The organism is Micromonospora sp. NPDC047620, from assembly GCF_043205005.1.
Classification (GTDB): domain Bacteria; phylum Actinomycetota; class Actinomycetes; order Mycobacteriales; family Micromonosporaceae; genus Micromonospora.
In genome coordinates this window covers 1-19,972 of sequence record NZ_JBIDDG010000005.1, presented here as the reverse complement: position 1 = coordinate 19,972, position 19,972 = coordinate 1, and the positions used below count along the sequence as shown (strand labels likewise).

Sequence of the window (19,972 nt, the reverse complement as noted above, 5' to 3'; positions counted from 1 at the left end):
CCTCGGACCGCCGCCACCCTGCCCCGGCTCAGACGTCCCGAGGCTCCAGCGCCGCCACCCCGCCCCGGATCAGGCGTCCCGGGACCGCAGCACCGCGTAACCGGCGAGCATCGCCGCGAGGGCCCACGCGGCGAGCAGGGCGAGGCCGGCCGCCGGCGGGTACGGGTCGGTGTCGCCGCTCATGAAGTGGGATCCGGCCACCCCCGGCAGCCCGTCGACGAGCCGGTTGACGAACTCGATGTCGAGGGCGCCGAGCGAGATCGGCACCACCATGAGGATCATGAACACGGTGGTCAGCGTGCCGACCGCGCTGCGCAGCACCGTCCCGAGCCCGAGGGTGAAGACGCTGATCAGGGACAGGTACGCGGCCACCGCCAGCACGTCGCCGACGGTTTCCGCCGCCCGGAACCGGCCCCACTCACCGAGCACCGGGTCGGCGACGACGGAGCCCAGCGCCCCGAGCAGTGCGCCCACCACGAACGTGACCACGGCGACCACGGCGGTCTTGGCCAGCAGCAGTCGGCCCCGTGACGGGGTCCACTGCAGCGTGCTTCGGATCGTGCCGGTCGCGTACTCGGCGGTGATCACCAGCATCGCCAGCGCGAGCACCGTGAACTGTGCCAGAAGGACGGAGCTGATCGCGACGGTACCGACACCGACCACCCCCGGGTTATCGGCGGGGTCGGAGTTGGTGTTCTCGTTGACCACGTAGATGGCCTCCTGCCCGGCCGCCGCCGCCATCAGCAGGGCGCTGGCGAGCAGGTTCCACCAGACCGAGCGCACCGACCAGAGCTTGGTCCACTCGCTGGTGACAGCACCGGTCAGGCCGCCGCCGGTCGGGTCGCCGCGCCGGGTCGACCGGTCGGCGGCGGGCAGGGTTGTCTCGGCCGTCGTCATCTCCGCGCCCCCGATCGGGTGGTCGCCAGCGCGCCGTACTCGACGTCGTCGGCGGTCAGTTCCATGTACGCCTCCTCCAGTGACGCCTCGCGCACGCTCAACTCGTGCAGGCGTACGCCGATCTCGTACGCCAGGTCGCCGACCTGCTCGACGCCGGCTCCGGCGACGACGAGCGTGCCGTCCGCCTCCTGCTCGACCGCGACGCCCGCCGCGACGAGCCGGCGCCGCAGCTCGGCCAGGCCGGCCGGTTGTGGGCTGCGCACCAGCACCGCCGTCGACGAACTGCCCCCGATGACCTCGGCGATCGGGGCGTCGGCGAGGAGCCGGCCCTTGCCGACCACCACGAGTTGGTCGGCGGTGAGCTGCATCTCGCTCATCAGGTGGCTGGAGACGAAGACGGTCCGTCCCTCGGCGGCCAGGGACCGCATGAGCTGGCGGACCCAGCGCACCCCGTCCGGGTCGAGTCCGTTGACCGGCTCGTCGAACATCAGCACCCCGGGGTCGCCGAGCAGGGCGCCGGCGATGCCGAGGCGCTGGCCCATGCCGAGGGAGTAGGTGCCGGCCCGCTTGCCGGCGACGGTGGTCAGGCCCACCGTGGCGAGCACCTCGTCCACGCGTCGGGTGGGGATGCCGTTGCTGCGGGCCATCGCCAGCAGGTGGTTGCGTGCGCTCCGCCCCGGGTGCACCGCCTTGGCGTCGAGCAGCGCACCGACCTCGCGCAGCGGGTGCCGCATGGTCGCGTACCGCCGGCCGCCGATGAGCGCCTCGCCGGTGGTGGGCCGGTCCAGACCGACGATCATGCGCATCGTGGTGGACTTCCCGGCCCCGTTCGGGCCGAGGAAACCGGTGACCCGGCCCGGGGCGAGGTCCAGGGTCAGGTTGTCGACGGCTGTCGTCGCGCCGAAGCGTTTCGTCAATCCGCGTAATGTGATCATTGTTCTCCCGGTGAAGGTGCCATCTCGGCGTCGACGCTAGGAATCGGCCGGGCGGGGCACAGCCGCCGATCGGCATCGGCCGGCCCTGACGAAAGTCAGGACCGGGGTGCGCCCGTCGTCGAAAAGCGCGGGGCCGGGACGGTGGCCCGTGACCGGCCCGACCGCCGCCCACTGTGGTGTCTCTCGGCCCGAGGCACGCCGTCCCTGAGATTTCTCAGGGGCGACATGGTCACTTTCGGCAGATGCCGTCGGCGAGCGCCCCGGGCGAGCCTTGCCGCATGCGAACGATTTCTCGACGACGGCTGTTGGGCGGCGCCGCGGTCGCGGTGTCGGCGGCGATGGTGTCGACCGCGCCGACGGCTCTCGCCCTGGCCTCACCGGACCCGGGACCAGGCTCGGCCCCGCCGCCGGCCACGAGCGCGCCGCTGCGGTTGCGTCTCCCCGCACCGACCGGCCCGCACCCCGTCGCCGCCACCGAACTGCATCTGGTCGACCACGGCCGGCCCGATCCGTGGGTGGCCACCAAACCGCGAGAACTCATGGTCACCGTCTTTTATCCGGCTCGCCCGGCGGGCGGCGAACCACTCGCGCCGTACCTGCCGCCGCTGGCCGCGCAGCGGTACGGCGAGAATCTCGCCGGCATGCTCGGCATCCCCGCCGGGCAGGTCGACTGGGCGGGCATCACCACCCATGCCCGGGCCGGCGCGCCCGCCCGCGCCAAGCGCGGAGGATTCCCGGTGGTCGTGTACTCGCCCGGCGGCGAGCGGCCCCGCGCGGAGGGCACGGTCCTCGTCGAGGAACTGGCCAGCCGGGGCTACGTCGTGGTGACGGTCGACCACACGTACGAGGCGCCGGTCGTCGAGTTCCCCGGCGGACGCGTGGAGACGCAGCGCCTACCCGACCTGGAACCCGCCGACCTCATGCGCGCACAGGTCCGCACCCGGATCCAGGACACCCGGTTCGTCCTCGACCAGCTCGCCGTCCTCGCCGCCGGCGGCAACCCCGACGCCGGCAAGCGCCCGCTTCCGCGCGGCCTCGGCACCGCGCTGGACCTGTCCCGCGCCGGCATGTTCGGCCACTCGGCCGGTGGCTTCACCACCGCCGAGGCGATGCTCGCCGACCGGCGGTTGGACGCGGGAGCGGACCTGGACGGCAGCATGGCGTACGGCAGGGACGACCTCGGCGACGTGGCCGAGCGCGGGCTGGACCGCCCGTTCCTGCTGATGGGCGCCGGTCTCGTCGGCGGCAGGCCGTACACCCACCTGGACGCCCCGGACTGGCGGTCGTTCTGGGCGAACTCGACCGGCTGGAAGCTCGACCTGTACGTCCCCGAGGGCCAGCACTTCACCTTCACCGACCACCAGGTGCTGCTGCCGCAGCTCGACGCGGCGTTCCCGCTGCCGGAGGGACTCGTCGCCGGCCTGATCGGCACCGTCGACCCGGGCCGGATCGTCACCTCCCAACGCGCCTACCTCACCGCCTTCTTCGACCAGCACCTCCGCCAGCGACCCCAGGCGCTGCTCGACCGCCCGTCGCCGAGGCACCCCGACGTGACCTTCGTCCGCTGACCAACCGTCGAGGACGCCGCCGGCCCGTCAAGGCGGGCCGGCGGCGTCCTCGGGCCCTACGCCCCAGCGCCTGCCAGGCGGGAACGGCGTTGTCCGTCGTCGCTCAGGCCCGACCCAGGCGAGGCCCGGAACGAGGACCACCCCCGGTTGCCGTACGGGCGTCCGGGAGCGGTCGACGGGAGAGGTTCAGACGATGATCTTGTACATGTTCCAGCCGGTGCCGCCTTGACCCGGGTGGCGAAGGAGCCGTTGCCGAGGCCGGCGTAGTGCCAGAGGACGCCGCTGGCGTCCCGGGCGACGGGCGCTGTGCGCGGGGTTTCGATCGGGATCCGTGGGCGTTACCGCAGTTGGTCGCGGCGGCGTGTCAGGTAGGCGGTCTCGGCGGTGTTGCCCGCCAGGCCGATGGCTTTGTCGTAGGCCGCGCGGGACTCCTGGCTGCGGCCCAGCCGGCGCAGCAGGTCGGCGCGGGTGGCGTGGTAGGCGTGGTAGCCGGCCAATCTGCACTCAAGGCGGTCGATGGCCGCGAGTGCCACCTCCGGGCCGTCGAGCTCGGCGACTGCGATGGCCCGGTTGAGGGCGATGACCGGGGAGGGGTCGAGGCAAACGAGTTGGTCGTAGAGGGCGAGGACCTGCGACCAGTCGGTGTCGCGCATGTCGCGGGCGGAGGTGTGCACGGCGTTGATCGCCGCGAGAATCTGGTAGCGACCCGGAGCCACCCCGGCGGCGGCAGCGGCGAGGCGCTCGCGCACCAGCCGGTGGCCCTCGGCGATCAGCGCCGCGTCCCAGGCCCCACGGTCCTGCTCGTCGAGGGCGACCAGTTCGCCGCTGGCCGAGACCCGGGCGGCGCGGCGGGCCTCGATGAGCAGCATCAGCGCCAGCAGCCCGGCCACCTCACCGTCGCTCGGCAGGAGGGCACGGATCAGGCGGGTGAGCCGGATCGCCTCGGCGGTCAGGTCGTGGCGCACCGGATCGGTGTCGGGGCCGGTCGCCAGGTAGCCCTCGTTGAACACGAGAAAGAGGACGGCGAGTACGCCGGAGACGCGTGCCGGGAGATCCTCGGCGGACGGCACGCGATAGGGGATGCCAGCCGCTTTGATCTTGGCCTTCGCGCGGGTGATCCGCTGCCCCATGGCACTCTCGGCCACCAGGAAGGCGCGGGCGATCTCGGGCACGGTCAGACCGCCGACCATGCGCAGCGTCAGCGCCAGGCGGGCTTCCATCGCCAGTGCCGGGTGACAGCAGGTGAAGATCAGCCTGAGCCTGTCGTCGTCGATGGCGCCGAGAGGCTCGGGCGGGTCGTCGTCGTACACCATCTGAGCCTCCTTGTGCTTGTCGTCGCGCTTGTTCTCGCGCCGGATCCGGTCGATGGCCTTGCGGTTGGCGGTGGTGGTCAGCCAGGCGCCGGGGTTGGGGGGCACGCCGTCGGCCGGCCACCGCTCGACGGCGGTCGCGAACGCCTCGGCGGCCGCCTCCTCGGCGATGTCGAGGTCACCGAAATGCCTGGTCAGGGCGGCGACCATCCGGGCCCACTCCTCGTGGTGGGCCCGGGTGACCGCCTCGCGGACGTCGACCCTGTTCACAGGAACGGCCGCACCTCGACCTTCCGATTGCAGGCCTTCGATCCCTCGGCGGCGAGCTTGAGCGCCACGTCGAGGTCGGGGGCCTCGATGATCCAGAAGCCGGCGAGGTACTCCTTGGACTCCAGAAAGGGCCCGTCGGTGACCAGCGCCTCCCCGCCCCGGTTGTCGATAACGGTGGCCGTACCGGGCGAGGCGAGGCCGCCGGCGAAGACCCAGTGGCCCTCGGCCTGGAGCCGGTCATTGAACACGTCGATCGCAGCGTCCTCGTCCGGGGTGGCGAGACCATCGGTGTCGTTGAAGATCACGGAAATCAGGTACTGCATCTGAAGATCACCTCCTGTGGTGTCAAGACCGGGTGGTGGAGCGGTCAGGTGCCTCAGTCGGCGCATACTGCGGGCGCCCGGCCGGCCGGAAGACCTGGATCGTCACGCCCTTCGAGTCGACGCGCGACTCGACCAGGTCGAGCGCAAGATCCGGGCCGGTCTCCGGGAACAATCGCGCGCCCTGACCGAGAACCACCGGAACCACGATCAGAGTCATCTCGTCGACCAGATCGTTCTCCAGCAGCCACCGGGTCAGCGCGCCACTGCCGTGCACCTGCAGTTCACCCCCCGACTTAGCCTTCAGCTCTCTGACGGCGGCCGCGACGTCTCCGGACAGGACGGTGGTGCCCGACCACGCCGGATCGGCGAGTGTTGTCGACGCCACGTACTTGGGCTGTGTGTTCAAAGCCCGCATGACGGGCTCCCAGCCAGGGACATCCTGGACCCTCAAGGACCCCCACGAGCCGGCGAACAGCTCGTAGGTCCGCCGGCCGAACAGGAACGCGTCGGCGCGCTGGTAGGTCTGGTTGATGAACGCGTGGGTCTCGTTGTCACCCTTCCCCCGGGCCCATCCGCCGCGCTCGAATCCGTTCCTGCGGTCCTCATCCGACGCGTGGCCGTTTCCCTGCATCACTCCATCGACGGTGACCTGAGTCATGGTCGTCAGCTTCATGAGCCCCGGTTCCCTTCCCTTGGGCCGCCCCTCGTGGCCTCACCCCTGCTACGAACACCACTGCCCCGATCCGACACCGCCTCCCGGATTTCCTTAACAGAACTTTCCGGACGCCGACGGTTAGGACGTCGACCCTGGAGTCACCGGTGACCACGCCGGGCGTGTCGGCCACACCGGCCGGCGCAGCACGAGGCGTCCGATTCCCGACTCGAATCGTGATCCGGATCATGTACGTCAGTACGATCCGGTGGTCCGAGCGGTCCAACTGTCCGGGATCTCGGCTATCCGAGGTTCTGGGACGCCTTGACCGCCCAACCGCATCGGGTGCGGAACGAGGTGATCTGGAGGAGGCGCCATCGTGTCGGTTGTCGCGCATTGGTAGGCCGGCGAAGCACGGGCCAGTTGCTCCTCCTCTTCGGTACGCGATGCCGAGGATCTGATGCGGCCGTCAGCCCACGTGGTTTTCGAGGGAGCTTCCCTTATGATCAACTCCTCGGATCAGGTGTCCTACGAGCAATCGCCGCTGTGGCGTCGAACGCTCGGTGAGGTTCCCGGGGACTGTTGGGCAGCACAGCGGGCGGCGTTGCGGGCCGCGTATCAACAGTTCCGGTCGGTGGTGGCTCCGCTTGCCAACGAGATCGTGCTTTCGATGCCGATGTTCACCGACCACTCCATCTCCCACATCGACGCCCTGTGGGACACCGCGTCTATCGTCTGCGGCGACGACTTTCCGCTTAATCCCGCCGAAGCGTTCGTTCTCGGTGGCGCCTTCCTGATGCATGACCTCGGGATGGGGCTGTGCGCCTATCCCGGCGGCGTGGACCAGGTGATCGCCGATCCTGCCTATCCAGGGCTCCTGGTCATCGCGACCGAGCGGCTGCAGAACCTGGAACCGGCTGCGGATCCGGCGGCGGCGGCTGCGGTCGCGCAGAAGCAGGCGCTCGTGGAGCTGCTGCGGCGGCGTCATGCCGAACAAGCCCAGCAACTACTGCGAACGCCCTTCACCGGACCGGACGGCAGCGACAACTACCTCCTGGCCGATCTCAGTCTCCGACTCGACTACGGCAGCATGATCGGCGAGATCGCCGAGAGTCACTGGTGGGACGTGGGCCGACTGCGCGAACTGGACCGGGTGCAGGGCTCCCGCCCTGACCACCCGCCAGCTTGGACCGTGGACCCGCTCAAGATCGCCTGCATCCTGCGTCTGGCCGATGCCGCGCACATAGACAACCGACGTGCGCCGAGCTACGTGCACGCGTTTCGACGTCCGAGCGGCGTCGCTGAGGACCACTGGGTTTTCCAGGAGCGACTGACCCGTCCCCAGCTTGACGACGACCGTCTCGTTTACACCTCGACGCGACGGTTCGCCGGTGTTGAGGCACCTGCCTGGTGGCTGGCCTACGAGACGATCCAGATGATCGACGGCGAGTTGCGTCGTGTCGACGCACTCTGCGCCGACCTGAAGCGCCCACGCTTCCGTGCCCGCTCGGTCGCTGGTGCCGACGCTCCCGATCGTCTCGCCGGCTACCTACAGACCGACCGGTGGCGTCCCATCGACGCGCGGATCAGGGTCACCGACGTCGACAAGGTTGTGGGCAATCTCGGCGGCGAGAAGCTGTACGGGAAGCGGCCGGATGTGGCCTTGCGGGAGTTAGTCGCCAACGCCTCCGACGCGACGCTGGCTCGCTCCGCCCGGGAAGGCGCGCCGCCGGGCACCGTCACGATCATGCTCACCATGGAGGGCGGTTCCTGGTGGCTAACGGTCGCCGACCAGGGAATCGGTATGCAGCCGGACACGATGGTGTCGGCGCTGACCGACTTTGGTTTCTCCCGATGGCGATCCGCCGACACCTTGACCGAGTACCCGGAACTAAGCGGATTCCAGCCCACCGGTCGCTTCGGTATCGGCTTCTTCTCGATCTTCATGGTCGCCGATGAGGTGACTGTCCGTAGCCTGGCGCTGGAAGAAGCCGCGCGCGACACCTACGTGCTGGAGTTCGCCAACGGTGTGTCGGTTCGACCGCTGCTGCGTGCCGCCGAGCGTTCCGAATGGCTCCGCCAGCCGGGAACCGTCATACGAGCCCGCCTCAGAGTGGACCCGCGTTCCAGCAACGGCCTGTTCCGCAACTCGAGCCGGCGACTCACCCACACCGAGTACCTGCACGCGATGGTGCTGCCGATGTGCGCTTTGGCTCGCGTGCACATCGACGTGCAGGGCCCCGACGACCCGGTGCCGATTCGCCTGGTCAACGCGAACGACTGGGTGGCAATCTCGGACTCGGAACTGTTCGAGCGCGTCTATCACCGACCCGACGACACCTATGGGCACCGGCTGGGCCTCGAGGTCTACCGTCAACGCTTCCTTGAACGGGCCGAGGAGATCCATGACGAGCAGGGGCGTGTAATCGGCAGGGCGATGATGACGTCGGTGTGGGAGGGGACCAGCGGAGCGGGATGGTGGGGAGGCTGCCAGTCGCACATCTATGTGGGCGGCCTAAAGTCCGACATTCTCCGGGAGACGATGGGCGTCTTCGTCGGCAGTCCCCTCACCGCGGACCGCCTTCGATCATTTCCGGACGCCAACCCCGACCAGCTCACCCGATGGGCGGAGTCGCAGGCCGATCGGGTCAGCCGCAGCTCGCGCATGGGATCGGCGCAGCGGCAGATAATCGGAGACCTGGGCAGGGCACTTGGGGCTGTGGCACCGCAACTGCCGTGTGCGCTGTCGAACGGCAGAGCGCTCGACGTGGCGGCCCTGCGTCGTTGGCTGGGCGGCCGGAGCTGCGTTCTCTTGGTCGATGATCGATTCTACGTGCACTACCGGCCAGACGACACGCCGTGGTTCATCTCCTACAGTGGCGGCGAACTACGGTTCCCCGAGGATTGCCTCGTCGTCAGCTTCTACTCCGAATGGATGTACCCGGAAGAGGTGCTGCCGCGGCCCAAGGACGAACGCTTCGCTGACACGGAGACGCAGGGACTGAAGTGGAATGCTCGCAGTTGGTGGTACGACACCGGCAATTTCGGTTCGGTCGGCATCGTGGTCCGCACCATCGCTGAGGCGTGGGACCTTGACGTGGCTGAGCTGCTCGATTTGGTGGAACCGATGCACCTAGACGAGGACGGCGACGACCGATGCCCGGTGCCGCTCGTCGGGGGCGGTGTCGAGCGCGTCGAGATGGTGCGGCTACAGCGTCCAGGTGTCGTGTCGGAGCAGGCGACGGCGGCGGTCGGCGGATGACCCGACAGTCTCGGCTGGCCCGCTCCGGACGACTGCCGGTCTTGCGCGGCGGGGGCCCGCGACGACGGGCGTGGCAGCCCGGCGAGCGTTGGCCCCAGGGCACGTACCGCGCGCGGAACCCGCAGGACGACGCCGTCCAGGTCGAGTTTCACCTGGAGCGGTACCGCTACATCCTGCAGCAGATCCAGGCCGCCAACGAGAACGTTCACCGCTTTCTCGGCATCTACCAGGCGCTCGCCACCGCACTGGTCGGCGCCGCGTTGGCGCTCTTCGTTGGCTACCGGGACTGGGGAGTTCCGCCGGCGACCGCGAGGGCGGGAATCGTCGCCCTCTTGTGGCTGGTGACCGTCGTCGCCGCCTTCACCGTCCTGGTGGTGATCGTCGGTGTGTTGACCTGGCTCGACTATCGCAACGAAGAGTGCCAGCTGTTGTCGGACGTTTTGCATCCGGAATTCCGGGTGCCACCGACTCTCCGCAACTTCTACCGGTGGTATGAGACCTACATCATTGCCTTCATCGCGGTGACGGTCGCCGCGATGTGGTGGTTTGCATTTGAGTTGGTCATCCCTGTCATCCGTGTATAGGACCCAGCGGTGTCATCGTCGGTGCTTAGGTGACCCGGGGCCTCTCGCCCGGCACCCACGTCCGCGCCTGCCGCTCGGCGATGTCCCGCAGCCGGTCGAAGGCGTCCCATACGTTTAAGAAACCGGATGTGCAGCGGTGCCGCCCCAGCCGCAGCCGGTCCGGGGCGCGGTAGTCGCCGACCACGCCCGCGTGGCTAGGCACGGGAGATCCGCAGCGCCTCCGGACGGTGAAGCGGTACGTCGCTGCCCCCGCCGCGCGGCCGGCCTCCCGCGGTGAAGTCAGGGGTGAAGCCGTACGAGGACAGCCAGGCATCGGCCAGAGGAGACGCGAGCCGATGCTGGCAGAGCTGATGGTGGACGTTATCGGTGTCGATACCCACCAACGACACGACGCCGGGAGCCGGAGCTCGGACGGCTGCGGCAGGACATCCAGGAGTTGACCGGCCGTGGGTGGTCGCATGATCTCTGCGGCTTGGAACTTCGCGCGGCCACTGGAGCTCGAAGCTGACGAGCAGGCGCTGAGGCGCGAACACCCCCAGCAGCCGCCGGACATCGAACAGTCGTTTTCGCTGCGGCTGGACTGGATTGGACTGACCTTGGCCGAGCTACGGTAGTACATCAAGCGGGTCCTGACCTGCACCGTTGTGCTGTCGCCTAGTGGCGGGGCCCGAGGCAAGTGGAACCCGACCGCCTGCAGCCGGCATTGGCGCACGGAGTAGCGGCGTGGCTCGTCTGGAAGACCGGGTAGAGCGAACGGGTGCGGTGCTGTTTGCCGGCGACTGATCACTTACGGACCCGGGCCGAAGCCCGTCTGACAAGGTGCTGGCCAAGCTTCGCCGTGAGCTGCAAGCGTTCGCTCAGGGGCACCTTGGAGGACTTGGCGGTGTTGAAGTCATCGCCCACGTACCGCGGAATGATGTGCCAGTGGAGATGGAAGATGTCTTGAGCGGGAGGTCCCAGGTTGAGGCGCACCGTCGTCCCGCTGGCACCGAACGCAGCCTTCACCGCCTGGGTCGTTACCTGAAGCGCGGCCAGCATGGGTGCCGCCTTCTCGGGCGGCACGTCGGCGATGCCGCCGAAGTGACCTGCCGGAACGAGAAGCATGTGACCTCTGTTGTTCGATCGCTGGTGCAGTGCCGGAAAAACAACGAACTCGTTATTGACGGCAAGACAGACCCCAGGATCGGTAACGCCGGCCGTCACCGAGCAGAACATGCACGACAGATTCAAGATCGCGATCGCCTCTCGGGGCGAAGTTTCGCACCATCCTCCCCGATGAGTTGACGTGCGCGGCGGATGGATGCGCGTGTCTTGGTGCCCGAGGGGCAAATGCGCTGGCCAACCTCGTGGAACAAGCTGCGCACCGTTTGCCTGACCCGCAGTGCGAGCTCACTGCCTACGGCGTCGGGGCCCTCAAACGTGTCACCCGTATCGACTCCGCCGCCTACGCCGCGAACGGCTACACGCTCACACTTCCGACCGCTTCGACGGATGGCAGGGCTCCGACGCCCGGCGACTTCATCCTCGCCCTCGGCCGTGCACCACGGCTGCAGTACTGTCCGCGCAGGTCTCCGGAACCACGGGGTCAGTTGTAAGGCGGAGCCGACAACGGCCACTTCGTGGTGGCCGACCTGAGCGTCACGGGACTTGCCGACCACACCGCAACTCGGCAAGCTCCATTGATGCGTTGCAGTACGCCCGCGAGGGGACCGCAGCCGCTGTCGAAGCGCGGCGCATCCTGCGTCCCGGAGGCAGCGAGGCCGGGCGTGCCCACCGGCCGGACGCGTACACGGCCCGTCACTCGGCGGGTGAAGTTGCAGCGGCGTTGACATCTGACCTGGATTAGGACTGCGGCGGGCGCGTCGCATGCCTCGCGGTTCAGTGTCTCGCCTCGCCGACGCCTGAGCGCCGGACGGTTGTTGATCTTTGATGATGTGCGCGTTGTCGTACGACAGCAAGGGAAAGAAGTAGCAGAGGAAAGGGAGGGCCGTACACCGTTGGATCGCCCGCCGTCGGCCGTCATGTTAGGCCGGGCGGACACCGCAGTTTCCATCGAACGAGAGGTGGTCTCCGGTCACGCTTATGCGATCCTCGCACCCGAAGCCGTCAGTTGCGGCTGGTGCGGATATGACAAGCCGACGTTCCTGTCGGCAGATGGTGGTCTGACCCGTAACCCTGGGCCCCGGCGCTTATGCGCCGGGGCCCTCGACGTGGAGGTGACATGGGGCAAAACCCCGATGACATGTTCGGCGATGAGAACTACCCGGCCTACACCATCGGCCAGGCCGCGGAGATGCTCAGCACCACGCAGGACTTCCTGCGCCGCCTGGACGAGGCGAAATTGATCAACCCGCACCGCTCTACCGGCGGGCACCGCCGCTACTCCCGCTACCAAACTGCGCCTGGCAGCCCGGGCCCGGGAAATGGTCGACCAGGGCACCGCCCTGGAGGCCGCCTGCCGGATCATCATCTTGGAAGACCAACTCGAGGAAGCCCTCCGGCAGAACGAGAAGAAGTAGCGTGGGCCGCAGCGGCAGGACCGGCCGGCCCGCTCTCGTGTGAGGTCGTCGGCGGGCGGTGAGCCGGCCGGCCTGCCAGCGCGAAGTCCCCGTCCCCGCCTCGGTCCTGGCAGCCCGTACTCCCGCTCGTCACACCTCTTCACATCCCGGCCGGCGGCCGGGATGCTGCGAGACCGGCAGTCCGAGGCGCCGCCATCGGACGCCGGCCGCCGTGCCCGGGCGCGTTGCACCCGTGCCTGCGTCGTGGCCTCCTCGACGAGGTTGCGCGCCTGTCGGCGGGTCTCGGGGGTCACCTCCCCGCGCTGTTCCACAACCTGGTGCGACACCTGGCCACCGGCCCGTGCCGCGTCGTGGCCGACGCCGACGGCTGCGTCCCGGGCCTGACCGGCCTTGCCGCCCGGCCCGCCCGGGCAATGTTCCCCGCTCGTCATCCGCCCCTCGTCGGTCAGGCCCGTGTAGGCGGCACGGGCGCTACTCCCGCCTACCGGCTCCATGCCACGCCGACAGCGGGTCCCGGTGGCGTTCGGCCGTAATCCGCGCAATGCACCCTAGCCGGCCCGACGATCGGGCCAGACTGAACGTGAAGAGGCACGAGAGTCAGCCGGAAACGGCCGGCCAGGAGGGAGTGCACCGTGACGTCGGGTTCGGTGAGCGAACGGATCAAGGGCCTGATCAACAGCCGCGGGGCGTGACCTGATGCGGCGTGGCCGCCGCCAGGCGGCCGAACCCGGCATGCAGCAGAAGCTTCAACAGCTCATGGCCCGGCTGACCGGCTGGTCGGGCCGGCGCCGCTGAGACAGCCGGCGGACGAGGGCGAACGGGAGCAGTCAGCGTGAGCGACACCAGCCTTGGCGCCGACCGCCAGCGGGGCAGCGACTACGCCGACCTGTCCCGGCAGGTCCGCGCGGCGGGTCTGCTCGGGCGGCGGCGGGGCTACTACGCGGTGCGCATCGGTCTCGTCGTGGGTTCCTTCGCCGGACTGTGGGCACTGTTCGCCTGGTTGGGTCAATCGTGGTGGCAGTTGGGTGTCGCGGTGGCCCTCGCGGTGGTCTTCGCCCAGGCCGGGTTCGTCGGCCACGACGCGGGACACCGGCAGATAGCCCGCTCGCGCCGGGCGAACGACCTGATCGGCATGGTGCACGGCAACCTCCTTACCGGGATCAGCTACGGCTGGTGGCTGGACAAGCACAACCGGCACCACGCTCACCCGAACACCGAAGGCAAGGACCCCGACATCACCGTGGCGCCCCTGTCCTTCACCACCGACCAGGCCAGCCGGCGGCGTGGCGTCGGCGCACTGGTGACGTGCTACCAGGCGTACCTGTTCTTCCCGCTGCTCCTGCTGGAAGGCCTGCACCTGCACGCCAACAGCGTGCGGGCCGTCCTCGGCCCGCGCCGCGTCCCCCGCCGGCCCGCCGAAGCCGGACTACTGACCCTGCACCTGGGCGGCTACCTCGCCGCCGTGCTCCTCGTCCTGAGCCCCGCGCAGGCGATCGCGTTCATCCTCGTCAACCAGGGTGTGCTCGGTCTCTACCTCGGCTGCTCCTTCGCCCCCAACCACAAGGGCATGCCCATCCTCGGCGCCGAGGACACCGTCGACTACCTGCGGCGGCAGGTCCTCACCTCCCGCAACGTGTGCGGCGGGCTGTTCGTCGACACCGTGCTCGGCGGCCTGAACTACCAGATCGAACACCACCTGTTTCCCAGCATGCCGTGTCCCAACCTGCGCCATGCCCGGCCATTGATCCGGCGGTTCTGCGCCGAGCGCGACATCGACTACCACGAAACCACCCTGGGCCGCTCCTGGGCAGAGGCACTACGCCACCTGCACCACATCGGATCCCGCGAACCGCGAACGGACGTCACCGTTCGCTGACGCTGCCACGCCGCCTCGATAACAGGATGCCGAGGCGGCTCTACCCGGCCGTCAGTGTTCCTCGGCAGCGTGAGCGGGGCGCTGGTCGTCGATGTTCCCACGTACCTCGTCGGCCCGGTCCCCGCAAATGTCCGCCGGTGGCGGCGCGGCCGGATCGCCGCGCTGATCGGCCCGGTCGGTCGCTCCTCGATCCCGGCCTGCCAGCCGACGGTGGGCTGGGTGCCCGGCGGGCGTCCGGTCGGGAGTCTGCTCCCCTCCGGGACGATGGGCCAGGTATCGGCCGGCGGTATTGAACACGGCGAGCAGCGGTACGGCCACCAGACCGCCGACGATTCCGGAGACAAGGACGCCGGCGGCAATCGCGAGGATCACGGCGAGCCAATGCAGGGCCACCACACGCCCCATGATCAACGACTGGAGCGCACGTGTCCTCCGACCTGCGGGATCAGACGCGCTGCTCCGGGTTGTCGCCCCCAGTTGCCGTCGGCCGCAGCGATGGACGGGCCGGGTTCACCGCGAACGGATGGCGTAGTCGCCGCATCGCCTCCTCGCTGCCGTCGAAAGTCATGCCCGGGTCGTCGAGCCCGTCGGCGGCCGGCATGGCGAGAAACAACGCCGGACGATCATTGCCGTTCAGAATCATGCAGCAGTCCGAATCTTCGGGAGAGGAGTGCCTTGGGTCGCGGGCAATTCTTGCCACGCCGTCTTCGTGACAGGCCCGCGTTCGCGCTGGCACCCGGTGGCGGTGCCTGGATCGCGGGCGACCGCCCGCCGACACACACCGCACCATACCTGGCGTCGCCATCCGTCGTGCGCCGCAGCACACTGTTGGAGCTCTGTCGGGTGGACATCGTTCGCGACAACCAGGCATGGTTTCTCGTCGTTTGCCGGGGTGGACCCGGAGGGCCGGGTGACTTGTCTGGGTGTGTGCTGCCGAGATCATGGCCAGCTTGAAGTAGGACGAGCAGTTAACGGCCGGGACGAGGATCCTCGTCGACGGCTGCCTTGATGGCCAGCAGCAGCCCCGGAGCGCGTTGGATCTCGTCGATGACCAGGAGCTCGGTAGAGTCCACGAAGCCGACCGGATCGGCGGCCGCCGCCGCCCGGTGGATCATGTCGGGGTGCAGGTGATCTCGGCGGCCCGCCCGGAGTGGATCTTTCCGTTCACCGGGCTGCAGCCCGCCCAGTTCCGCAGGCTGGTCCGGCTGGTCGCCGAACGTGGCGGTGACGCCATCGCTGACGGTCGTCCGGGCCGGCAGTGGTCTCTTGACCTCGCCGACCGGGTGTTGCTGGTCGCGGCGTACTGGCGCACGAACCTGACGATGCGGCAGATCGGCCCGCTGTTCGGGGTGTCGCACTCCGCCGCCCACCGGGTCATCGACACCGTCGGTCCCCTGCTCGCTCTGGCGCCGGGACGCCGACGTCGGGTCGACCAGATCACCATCGTCGACGGCACCCTCATCCCGACCCGGGACCACCGCCTGGCCGCCCCGAGCAAGAACTACCGCTACAGCGCGAACCTGCAGGTCGCCATCGACGCCCACACCCGCCTCGTCGTCGCCCTCGGCGATCCGCAACCCGGCAACCGCAACGACACCATCGTCTACCGCACCAGCGGCATCCAGCAGAAACTCGACGGGCGGCCGGTCATGGCCGACGGCGCCTACCGCGGCAATCCTGAGGTGATCATCCCGTACCGCAAGCCCGCCGACGGCAGCGAGCTACCCGCGTGGAAGGCGGACCTGAACAAGCAACACCGCACCGTCCGAGCGCAGGTCGAACACGTACTGGCCCGCATGAAGTGCTTCAAGATCCTGCGCGACTACCGCCGCGCCGCCCACACATTGACCGACACCGCTTCCGGCATCGCCCACCTCCACAACATTATCCTCGCCGGGTGACAGCAGCACCGTTGCCGGGCAACGCCTTCACCGAGTTACGAGACGTCCTTTAGCCATCCGCTTCTGCTGTTCGTCAGTCATACGCTTTAGCCGCTCTTTGCGGTAGACGCTGTGCCAGTCCCCAACTCCGACACCGTTCAGATATCCCATGGCGACAGCGCGTTCGGGATGGGCGACGGCGTAGGCGAAGGCCAACGTGGCCCCGAACGAGTGCCCCATGACGATCCAGGCATCATGCCGCCAGTGCTGACGAAGGGCTTCGATGTCGGCTACGTAACGGGCAACAGTGTGCTCGCTGGATGGATCGGAACCTCCACATCCGCGCTGGTCGAACCGGTGCACGACCGTCAACGGTTCGAGCATCCGGGCGACCGGCTCCAGGTAGTCCCACATCCCCGGCCCTCCGTGAAGCAGGACGACCGGTGGAAGCCTGCTGCGCCTACCGGTCGTCCACGTTCTCACACGCGTGCTGTCATCTACCTCGACCAACTGCATTCGGGGAATCTATGCCCTGTCGAGCGCACTGTCATCGACAAATTCGGGCATCGGCAGCGCTGGTGGTCGACCGCGCGACTGGCGGCAGATGCGGACACCGCGGAGGCAGAAAGGTCTGCCCGCGCTGGGGGGAGACGGCTGTGCCCGCCCGCCCTTGGTGTGGGCGGACGGGCACAGCATGAGGGGTCGAGACCGGGGAGGGCGTTACCTCTTCGGCTCCCTGGTACCGCTTCTGCCTTGCGGCCGGTCGAGTTTCAGCGTGCCTTCACGTCGTCTTTGAGCGATCGCAATCGGCGGGCCACGCCTGCACAGCAGATTGCCCTGTCGTTGCACTGCTCTCTTCCCGGAAAAGGGTCCTTGCATGCCCAAACGCCTCGCAGGCGTAGTCCTGACCGCCTTCCTCTCAGCGACATTCGTCGCTCCGACCGCTACAGCAGCGGCCAGCGACCCAACTTATGACCCCACGAATCAGGCCAATCCGATCGATGTCCAGGTCCTGGCCATCACCGATCTCCACGGCTACCTCGCGCCGACAACCGGTGCTGATGCAACCTTGCCGACGGCTGACGGGCAGACCCTGACCGTCGGTGGCGGCGCCTTCCTGTCCGCGCACCTTGACCGCGCGGCGAGTGGCCAGGCCAACTCGATCCGAGTGTCGAACGGCGACAACTTCAGTGGATGGCCCTGGCAGGTCATGTTCAGCCGGGACGAGGCGACGATCGAATACCTCAACCACATCGGCCTCGACGTGAGCTCCGTCGGCAATCATGAGGTCGACGTGTCGCTCGACTTCCTGACTCCGCACATGACCGATGGTGAGTGCCTTGGCGAGCCAGGTGTCGACAGCTGCTTCCCGACGTCGACCGGCGAGCCATTCACGGGAGCTCGGTTCCCCTTCCTGGCGGCGAACCTGCGCACCGCTCCGACCGGGCAGCGGCCGCTGGCGTCCTCATGGGTGGACACCGTCCGCGGGGCCGACGGGTCCGAGGCTCGAGTCGGCTTCATCGGTGTGATGCCGCCGGACACAGAGCGCGTGTTCTCCTCCTATCAGGTCGGAGGGCTCGTCACAACCGATCTGGCGGCCGCGGTCGACAGCGCGGCGGCCGAACTGCAGGAGGACGGCGCGGAGGCGATCGTCCTCCTCGCACACGAGGGCGCGACGAACCGCGCGACGTACGAAGCCTGCGACACGGCCGGTGGACCGATCATGAGGCTCGCCGAGCAGGTCACCCCAGCAGTTGACGTCGTCATCGGCGGACACTGGCATTCCGCGGCGACCTGTACCGTGACCGACCCAGCTGGACAGCAGCGCCCGGTGCTCACCCCGGGCCACCACGGCCGAACGTTCGGGGACATCCGGTTCCAGATCGACCCTTCCACGGGTGACGTCCTCCGTTCGTCGCTGAACGCGCGCAACGTGCCGGTAACGCGGGACATCGCGCCCGATCCCGAGGTGGTTTCAATGGTGCAACACTGGGAAGCGTGGGCGGCCCGACGCTGGGCCGAGCCCATCGGAACGGTAACCGAGGACATCACGCGGGCCCGCGACGAATCGGGCGAGAGCGCCATGGGAAACTTGGTGGCGGACGCCTATAGGGACATCGGGACGTGGTCGTCGCCAGGCGGCGCGGATCTGGCCTTGACCGATCCTTCTCATGTCCGCAACCCGCTGACGTATGCCGCCGGGACGAACCCCGCAGACAGCAACGGTACCGTCCTGTTCGGCGAGAGTTGGTCGGCGACGGGGCGCGCGGGCTCCATCGTTACCGTGTCGGTCTCCGGGCACGACCTGCGCGAGGCCTTCGAGCAGCAGTGGCAGGGCTCGACCTTTGTGCCGCTGTCGGTCTCCGACAACGTAGAAGTCAGCATCGATCCCTGGCTGCTAGCCGGTGAGAGGGTCGTGCAAGTGACTGTCGACGGCAAGCCCATCAAGCCCAACCGCAACTACCGCGTGGCCATGCCCTCCCGGCTCGCCCTCGGACTCGACGGCTTCCCCGCCCTCAAGAGCGAGGTCAACCCGACACGCAGCGACATGGATTACTGGGCGTTCCAGCAGTGGATGGAGCGTCAGGACACACTCAGCGCCCCAGCAACCGATCGAGTGCACACCACCACACCCGTCGGCTGACCCGTCGCGGAGCGGGCCCGACCTGCCGAACTCGGGCCCGCTCCATCGACCGTCCTGCCGAATCAGCGCGCGGCGCACCGCCAAGTAGAGGAGCGAAGGCAGCTGGGAGGAGCGGACCAGCGTCGGCGCCAGGAGTTCGTGTTCGTGGGTGGTCGCGTCGGTACGGTCGCACTAAAAGACCCATACACCGGTCCTCCTGATCTCACCAACCGTTCCCCGTCAGCCTGACACCGCCGGTGGACAACATCGGTGAGGACATCGGTGAGGACAAGCCGGCTGCCGGCTGCCGGCGATGTCGGATCTCAGGACCTCCGACAGATCAGTCTCAGGACGTGGGTGACACGTCCGCCTAAACGATCTAACGGTGGGGTCACCCGACGGTGAAGCCGCCGTGGCTGACGGTCTGCCTCAGCCAGTTGAGCCAGGTCACCCACAGGTCATCCCCCCCTCCATCTCTGCATGCAGGCTGGGTGATGAAGCCTGGTAGAGGACCAGCGCTTGCTCAATCTCCCTCGCACCTACGAGCCAGGGGCCGTTACTCGTCAGCTTGAACTCCGGGATGCCAACCATTCCAGCGACCGTCTGGGCCGACGCCGCCCGTTCGGCCTCGAAGTAGGCGTTACGCCGGCTCTGATCGGCAGACCGCCAGTCGTCGATGTCATCGAACGGCCAGTCGGGGAAGGGCTGCGCGGTTGCCTGGTAGGTCATGCCCGTGCGGCGCATACCGTCACGGCAGAAGGCCATGCCAGCGATGTTCAGATGGAAGTGATAGGCAGCCGCAAGCGAGTGGTACTTGTCCGTGCATACTCGGCACAGCTCCCCGAGCTCGATGTGCGCTTGGTGGCGCGAGCGAGCTGTCGTAGCAGGTTCGGGCAGATCAGCCCACTCGAAGCTGTAGCCCATGGGACCTCCTTCGTTGTCGGCCACAGCAGCCAAGCGCTCAGCGCGATGACATTTTGCCGGGCAGCGCAGGCGGGCGGGACGTGGGCATCGACGACTTGGCGAGCCCAGGGCAGCATCACCCTCGGTCACGCTCATCTCCACCAGCACCCGGCGGAGCTCACGCAGGTCCTGATACCGATCTGTCATGCAGGTCCCGAGACCGGACAGCCGGCGGCCGGCGATGCCGGGCCCCACTTGATCCGTTACACATCGACTGGGCTGTGTCAAGGATCTTGGACAGGTCTTCGTGGATTTGCTGGTCAGGCTGCTATCAGGGTCTGGTGTTCGGTGAGGGCTTCGGCGGGGGTGC

General features: G+C 68.4%; 17 protein-coding genes and 1 pseudogene. 8 read left to right on the top strand and 10 right to left on the bottom strand.

Annotated features, from left to right (window positions below):
- Nucleotides 1-69: 69 nt before the first annotated feature.
- Together ACGF5C_RS07200 and ACGF5C_RS07195 are read right to left on the bottom strand one after the other, a co-directional pair.
- The gene (locus ACGF5C_RS07200; protein WP_393297682.1) at nucleotides 70-897 is read right to left on the bottom strand and encodes an ABC transporter permease; all 828 of its coding nucleotides are present in this window, start codon (nucleotides 895-897) and stop codon (nucleotides 70-72) included.
- Nucleotides 894-1,832 carry an ATP-binding cassette domain-containing protein gene (locus tag ACGF5C_RS07195; RefSeq protein ID WP_393297679.1) on the bottom strand — a complete coding sequence of 313 codons (939 nt, stop codon included), beginning with the start codon at nucleotides 1,830-1,832 and terminating at the stop codon, nucleotides 894-896. The genes ACGF5C_RS07200 and ACGF5C_RS07195 overlap by 4 nt, the downstream gene beginning before the upstream one ends.
- Before the next feature lie 278 nt (nucleotides 1,833-2,110).
- On the opposite strand from ACGF5C_RS07195, the gene ACGF5C_RS07190 reads away from it, so the two are divergent.
- A complete protein-coding gene (locus tag ACGF5C_RS07190) occupies nucleotides 2,111-3,400 on the top strand; it encodes an alpha/beta hydrolase family protein (protein ID WP_393297676.1) in 1,290 nt (429 codons plus the stop codon).
- Nucleotides 3,401-3,738: 338 nt separating this feature from the next.
- On the opposite strand, the gene ACGF5C_RS07185 is transcribed toward ACGF5C_RS07190, so the two are convergent.
- From ACGF5C_RS07185 to ACGF5C_RS07175, 3 genes are read right to left on the bottom strand one after another with little or no spacing between them, the layout of a single operon-like run.
- Nucleotides 3,739-4,920, bottom strand: coding sequence for an RNA polymerase sigma factor (locus tag ACGF5C_RS07185; protein WP_393298386.1), 1,182 nt, complete (start codon nucleotides 4,918-4,920; stop codon nucleotides 3,739-3,741).
- A 56-nt stretch (nucleotides 4,921-4,976) separates the two neighbouring features.
- Nucleotides 4,977-5,303, bottom strand: coding sequence for a YciI family protein (locus ACGF5C_RS07180; RefSeq protein ID WP_393297673.1), 327 nt, complete (start codon nucleotides 5,301-5,303; stop codon nucleotides 4,977-4,979).
- 22 nt (nucleotides 5,304-5,325) lie between these two features.
- Complete coding sequence (locus tag ACGF5C_RS07175; protein WP_393297670.1) at nucleotides 5,326-5,976, bottom strand: dihydrofolate reductase family protein; 651 nt, start codon at nucleotides 5,974-5,976, stop codon at nucleotides 5,326-5,328.
- A 481-nt stretch (nucleotides 5,977-6,457) separates the two neighbouring features.
- Here ACGF5C_RS07175 and ACGF5C_RS07170 point away from each other — a divergent pair, with 481 nt between their 5' ends.
- From ACGF5C_RS07170 to ACGF5C_RS07160, 3 genes are all read left to right on the top strand, one after another.
- Entirely contained in the window at nucleotides 6,458-9,217 is a 2,760-nt protein-coding gene (locus ACGF5C_RS07170; protein WP_393297667.1) for an ATP-binding protein, read from the top strand.
- A complete protein-coding gene (locus tag ACGF5C_RS07165; protein WP_393297664.1) occupies nucleotides 9,214-9,801 on the top strand; it encodes a hypothetical protein in 588 nt (195 codons plus the stop codon). Before ACGF5C_RS07170 ends, ACGF5C_RS07165 begins: the two co-directional genes overlap by 4 nt.
- Before the next feature lie 458 nt (nucleotides 9,802-10,259).
- A complete protein-coding gene (locus ACGF5C_RS07160; protein WP_393297661.1) occupies nucleotides 10,260-10,415 on the top strand; it encodes a hypothetical protein in 156 nt (51 codons plus the stop codon).
- 169 nt (nucleotides 10,416-10,584) lie between these two features.
- Here the strand turns inward: ACGF5C_RS07160 and ACGF5C_RS07155 are convergent, their stop codons facing one another.
- Complete coding sequence (locus ACGF5C_RS07155; protein ID WP_393297658.1) at nucleotides 10,585-11,016, bottom strand: HIT family protein; 432 nt, start codon at nucleotides 11,014-11,016, stop codon at nucleotides 10,585-10,587.
- A gap of 1,006 nt (nucleotides 11,017-12,022) precedes the next feature.
- On the opposite strand from ACGF5C_RS07155, the pseudogene ACGF5C_RS07150 reads away from it, so the two are divergent.
- Together ACGF5C_RS07150 and ACGF5C_RS07145 are read left to right on the top strand one after the other, a co-directional pair.
- Nucleotides 12,023-12,320, top strand: a pseudogene (locus tag ACGF5C_RS07150) (helix-turn-helix domain-containing protein).
- 832 nt (nucleotides 12,321-13,152) lie between these two features.
- Nucleotides 13,153-14,196, top strand: coding sequence for a fatty acid desaturase family protein (locus ACGF5C_RS07145; RefSeq protein WP_393297655.1), 1,044 nt, complete (start codon nucleotides 13,153-13,155; stop codon nucleotides 14,194-14,196).
- Between the two features lie 51 nt (nucleotides 14,197-14,247).
- Here the strand turns inward: ACGF5C_RS07145 and ACGF5C_RS07140 are convergent, their stop codons facing one another.
- Entirely contained in the window at nucleotides 14,248-14,601 is a 354-nt protein-coding gene (locus ACGF5C_RS07140) for an AI-2E family transporter (RefSeq protein WP_393297652.1), read from the bottom strand.
- 40 nt (nucleotides 14,602-14,641) lie between these two features.
- Entirely contained in the window at nucleotides 14,642-14,896 is a 255-nt protein-coding gene (locus tag ACGF5C_RS07135; RefSeq protein ID WP_393297649.1) for a hypothetical protein, read from the bottom strand.
- A 421-nt stretch (nucleotides 14,897-15,317) separates the two neighbouring features.
- Between ACGF5C_RS07135 and ACGF5C_RS07130 the strand changes: the two genes are divergently transcribed.
- The gene (locus ACGF5C_RS07130; protein ID WP_393297646.1) at nucleotides 15,318-16,097 is read left to right on the top strand and encodes a transposase family protein; all 780 of its coding nucleotides are present in this window, start codon (nucleotides 15,318-15,320) and stop codon (nucleotides 16,095-16,097) included.
- Nucleotides 16,098-16,124: 27 nt separating this feature from the next.
- Here the strand turns inward: ACGF5C_RS07130 and ACGF5C_RS07125 are convergent, their stop codons facing one another.
- Nucleotides 16,125-16,592: an alpha/beta fold hydrolase gene (locus tag ACGF5C_RS07125; protein ID WP_393297643.1), complete on the bottom strand. Its 468-nt coding sequence runs from the start codon at nucleotides 16,590-16,592 to the stop codon at nucleotides 16,125-16,127.
- A gap of 361 nt (nucleotides 16,593-16,953) precedes the next feature.
- Here ACGF5C_RS07125 and ACGF5C_RS07120 point away from each other — a divergent pair, with 361 nt between their 5' ends.
- A complete protein-coding gene (locus ACGF5C_RS07120; protein WP_393297640.1) occupies nucleotides 16,954-18,720 on the top strand; it encodes a bifunctional metallophosphatase/5'-nucleotidase in 1,767 nt (588 codons plus the stop codon).
- A 426-nt stretch (nucleotides 18,721-19,146) separates the two neighbouring features.
- Here ACGF5C_RS07120 and ACGF5C_RS07115 read toward each other — a convergent pair whose 3' ends face one another.
- Nucleotides 19,147-19,623 carry a hypothetical protein gene (locus ACGF5C_RS07115; RefSeq protein ID WP_393297638.1) on the bottom strand — a complete coding sequence of 159 codons (477 nt, stop codon included), beginning with the start codon at nucleotides 19,621-19,623 and terminating at the stop codon, nucleotides 19,147-19,149.
- Between the last annotated feature and the right edge of the window lie 349 nt (nucleotides 19,624-19,972).